The 4928-nt window shown below is 34.2% G+C and carries 3 protein-coding genes; all 3 read right to left on the reverse strand.

Annotated features, from left to right (window positions below):
• Positions 1-57 precede the first annotated feature (57 nt).
• The gene (locus F6K22_RS31680) at positions 58-306 is read right to left on the reverse strand and encodes a hypothetical protein (protein WP_293107431.1); all 249 of its coding nucleotides are present in this window, start codon (positions 304-306) and stop codon (positions 58-60) included.
• 440 nt (positions 307-746) lie between these two features.
• Positions 747-1052: a hypothetical protein gene (locus tag F6K22_RS31685; RefSeq protein ID WP_293107433.1), complete on the reverse strand. Its 306-nt coding sequence runs from the start codon at positions 1050-1052 to the stop codon at positions 747-749.
• 24 nt (positions 1053-1076) lie between these two features.
• Positions 1077-4229, reverse strand: coding sequence for a sacsin N-terminal ATP-binding-like domain-containing protein (locus tag F6K22_RS31690; RefSeq protein ID WP_293107436.1), 3153 nt, complete (start codon positions 4227-4229; stop codon positions 1077-1079).
• Positions 4230-4928 lie beyond the last annotated feature (699 nt).

Genomic DNA, 4928 nt, shown 5'->3' on the forward strand with positions numbered 1-4928 from the left:
AGTAGTCGATGAAATTTCGTTTAGATGAATCATAATTTTTGCCTGACTCTGGAATTTCTAGGGGAAGTTGTGGAAATTTGTCTGTGAAAAAATAGAGGTAGGTGGAATTTCTCCTTTTGACTGAGTTGAGATTTTTGAGTAGTCGATGAAATTTCGTTTAGATGAATCATAATTTTTGCCTGACTCTGGAATTTCTAGGGGAAGTTGTGGAAATTTGTCTGGGAAATATGGAGGTAGGTGGAATTTCTTCTTTTGACTGAGTTGAGATTTTTGAGTAGTCGATGAAATTTCGTTTAGATGAATCATAAATTCTGCCTCACTCTGGAATTTCTAGGGGAAGTTGCCGAAATTTGTCTGGGAAATATAGAGGTAGATGGAATTTCTTCTTTTGACTAACTTCTCTTTTTTAAGTAGTCGATGAAATTTGGGTTTGCTGAATCATAAATTCTGCCTCACTCTGGAATTTCTAGGGGAAGTTGCCGAAATTTGTCTGGGAAATATAGAGGTAGATGGAATTTCTTCTTTTGACTAACTTCTCTTTTTTAAGTAGTCGATGAAATTTGGGTTTGCTGAATCATAAATTCTGCCTGACTCTGGAATTTCTAGGGGAAGTTGTGGAAATTTGTCTGGGAAATATAGAGGTAGATGGAATTTCTTCTTTTGACTAACTTCTCTTTTTTAAGTAGTCGATGAAATTTGGGTTTGCTGAATCATAAATAAAATTAACCCAAGTAAAATTTACCCAATTATTTTTCGTCATTTTCCCAATTCCCAATTATTGTCTCGAAATGGTCTAATACAACATTTGCTTCTACAGGTAGAAAACCAAGTTTGCGTCGAATTTCTTCCTTTAGTAATTCACTTTTTCCAGCAAATATAGGTTTTTGACTAGCTACTAAATGTGCTTCTTCAATCAAAGATAAATCTTGGGGGCGATATAATTTAGGTTCTGGTATTAAAGCAGCAGCATATCGACTTAATACTTCTGGGTTTCTTTCGGCGGGTAGCCAATATTTTTCCCGGATATTTTGCAGTAGTTTTTCGCTTTTCACGTCTTCCCAGTTATCTAATATATACTAAAAAATATTGAGTAAAGATTCAGAAACGGAATCTACTCCAAAACGATTTGCTTTCTGAATCAAATTATCTATAGAATTTAATAAGTCTGCCACAGTTAGGATTTTTTTCATGCCTAACTCGACAAAGAAGTTAAGCCACTCATCAGATTTATCAGAGTAAAAATTCATATCTGGAATTGCAGCTTTATTTCCCATAATTTGAGGTACTATTTCAATTTCCGGACTATATATTGATTCTATGGAGCGTAATCTTCCGTCAGTACATCGTACTAAACTTGCCGATTTAATTTGCTGTTTAAATTGGTCAAAGTTTTGACTGCTTGTTTCTAATTCAAATTCTTTTTGAACTTTATCCAAGTTATCTCTAATCCAACTTAATACTATTAGTTGTTCCTCATAAGCAAGGGTAGGATATTCTGGTAATAAACAGTCAGTAATTAATCGCGCTCTACTTAAAATTGGAATGCCAAGAAATTTAAAGAGTGGCAACCATTCATACTCAGTTACGCCTAATTTTAAAAGTCGGAAATTTTCGATAAATTCTGGCGGTTGATATCCTTCAGCAGGCAGATAAATATTTTCCTCATCCAGACTAACAATTTCATCCGTAACTGTTAAATATATTGGTAACTGACGTAGTTTGTCTTGGTTGGCAGGACTATATTTCTTATCTCCGTTTAACCAGAAACTATCTGCAAAATAATTTAGCAAAGTTGTATAGTGCTGTCGGTCATAAATTGCTAAACCTTGACTTTCGTAAATTGCATATAAACTATCTAAAACATCTGGTGCTGTAACTTTCCAAATTAGTTTCTCTGGATGTATATCAAAAAAATTTACAATAGCCTCCTCAAGTTCTTTAGATACTTCAATTAAGTTCACACCAAAATATTTAATTGCTGCAAGAATTTTTTCATCAATATTATCTCTAGACAACAAAGGAGTCTCAATTAAACCACCTCGATAAAGCAGACCGTCATTGGCAGGAATTAGTGGAACTTTATTCAACTCATCTACAGGTAAATTCTCTCTCGTGAAATAACGATAAACCAAAATTAACCACTTTTCATTAGGCAGATTTTCTCCAGTAGGTTGCCACTGAGTTGAATCAACAATATTGGTTAAATTTCTAGCAACTTCAGTAGTATTCATATATAAAACTCCCTCTTTTCTATGGAGATATATTCCTTGACATAAATCTGAATGTAAAAACCATTCTGGATAATCGACAAATATTTCTCTTTGAATTTCCAAGGTAGGAATAAAGATAGGATTTCTTGAACCATAGCCAAATACTTCCAGAGAATTATTAGCCAAAATAGCTAATGGTAAACCCCGCAAATCTTGATAATTATCCTCCACACAATAACCAAGCATATCTATTACCCATTGCCGATTTTTCAGACTGGCTTTCGGAGCATTTTTTAATGGCAAACCTAAAGATTGATTCATCCTCAAATGATTCCTTAAATCTACAGGTTTAAACTCAGTAACTTTACAACCAGCTTCCGCAAAAGCAGACAAAATATTATCCGGTATTCGAGGTTCAGAAATATCAAATTCATCCGCACTTAAAGGAGCAACTAATTTTCTGTGCCAACTCTTAGGAAGAATTTTTACTTCTGCCGGAGTTACCCATTTTTTTGTAGCGATCGCCTGTTTCCCACTTTCCTGTTTTGCCTCTAAATATTCCACACCAGATTGAATAACATTTCGCCGATCTAAAAGCCTAATTACAAAAATATATAGTTCCTCCAGAGCTTTGCTAGTAGTAACTTTTATTGTCGGGAAAAAATCATAGAATTTTTGTGGTTGATACTTGCCAATATCTTCTACTAGAGCAGTAATTAAATTAGCATAAGCATGAGCAACAACATGACGCATAAGTAGATAATTCCAAATAGCTCTAGAGCGGTCTTTTCCTGTTTGCCCACTGTCACTACTTAAATTATCGCGAGAACTATTTAAGTTGAAAAAGCCATTAATATGAATCGGTAATTCCGACTCCAGAGGTAGAGGCAAAAAACAATATATTTTGCCTTTAACTTCCCTAACATTCCCATCACTACTACTACTAGAAATTCGGGCAGCAGCACCAGCCCAAGGAATTACTTTTTCCTGACTTTCATACATAGCTTGAATAACTTTTGCCAGTTCCCCTTCCCCATCAGTCCGAATAATTCCTACTATTCTCCAAATTGAATTTATTGTTCTTTCTGCCGTGACAGTTTCTATTTTATGGCGGTAAGAAATTTCAACTAAACCAGCGGGATTATTTTGACACTGTTGAACTAGAGAATTTACATCATCAGGAATAGCCGATAATAATTTATTTCTCGCAGCTTCTACCTCCGAAACATTTTGAGTAACAATGCTAAGAATTTCCGATTTTTCCCCATTACCATTTGCCGGAATTTCATAAACACGAATTTCCACAATTGATTTGAGAAATAAAAGAATTTCCTCCCCAGACTTAACCAACTCCTCAATCAATTCTCTAACATTAGACTCCGTAAAAGCTTGTTTCCTAATCTCACTATTTTTTGCTTGTATTTCCGTTCTTAAAGGTAAACGAAACAAAGTTCCTTGAAAATCCTCAGTACCAAACAACAACCCACCCGCTTCATAGACTTTCATAAAATCAGGATATTGCTCATACCATTTCTCAGCAGCAACATTCCATTCTCTTCCCGGTTCCTCTCTAGAAGTTCCCGGAATAGCAGCACCGTGAGGGTCAAAAAAAATTAGACTCTGGCGAGAAATAAAACTAGGAAAATCCGTCACATGATAAATAGCATTAAAACCCACTCCGAAGCGACCAGTTTTTTGTAAATCTTGAGATTTCTTACTTTGCCCTAAACTTCTAATACTCTCAAAATCTTGGTCTCGAAAAACTCGATCATTGTAGACTAAAATTGCCGGACCCATCAATTTATTCATCCGATTATCTGGCAAATTTTTAAATTGATGTATCCGCCAATCTAAAATAATTTCAACCTTTTTAGCTTTAGCATCATCAGCATTTTGAATCAACTCTTTGAGAATCCCAACACCCTCTGGATAATCTCGAATAATTCCTCTCAGACGAGCTATTAATGGTTCAGATTGATAAAAAGATTTACCGCCTATTTTTTCTTGATTAGAGACCATGATTTTTGTTAGTTTTTTCAATTTATTTCAACCTCGCCTTTAAAACTGAGGTATTAGAGTAGTATACCAATTATTAAAAGGAGCAGAACTCAATTTTGAGGGAGTCATCAGCAGTTTCTGTCATCCTAGAAGTTACTTATCTGTAGAATTTGATTTCTAGATTGATTCTACTTTTGAGTATCTTGGTTTTTCTAGTAATTATCAAAAAAATAGTACGACAAGAAACAGCTCTAAATTTTTGCCTACTCATCAGGAGTTTCTGTCATCCTAGAAGTTACTTATCTATAGAATTTAATTTCTGGATTGATTTTACTTTTGACTTTCCTCCTTTTTTCAGTCTCTTGGTTTTTCTAGTAATCATCAACAAGAATAGATTGATTCTACTTTTAACTTTCCTCTTTTTTTAACTCTCTTGGTTTTTCTAGTAATTATCAAAAAAATAGTACGACAAGAAACATCTCTCAATTTTGGTCTACTCATCAGAAGTGTCTTTCCTCCTAGAAGTTACTTATCTGTAGAATTTAATTTCTGGATTGATTCTACTTTTGAGTATCTTGGTTTTTCTAGTAATTATCAAAAAGAATAGTACCACAAGGAACAGCTCTAAATTTTTGTCGAGTAATCAGGAGTTTTTCTTATCCTAGAAGTTACTTATCTGTATAATTTTTTTCTGGATTTATTCTACTTTTGACTCTCTTA

Source organism: Okeania sp. SIO2F4 (assembly GCF_010672385.1).
In the GTDB taxonomy this organism is placed as follows: domain Bacteria; phylum Cyanobacteriota; class Cyanobacteriia; order Cyanobacteriales; family Microcoleaceae; genus Trichodesmium.

Bases quoted from the DNA above. Each gene is read 5' to 3' on its own strand.
- F6K22_RS31680 (WP_293107431.1), bottom strand. From the start codon at position 306: ATGATTCATCTAAACGAAATTTCATCGACTACTCAAAAATCTCAACTC.
- F6K22_RS31690 (WP_293107436.1), bottom strand. From the start codon at position 4,229: ATGGTCTCTAATCAAGAAAAAATAGGCGGTAAATCTTTTTATCAATCT.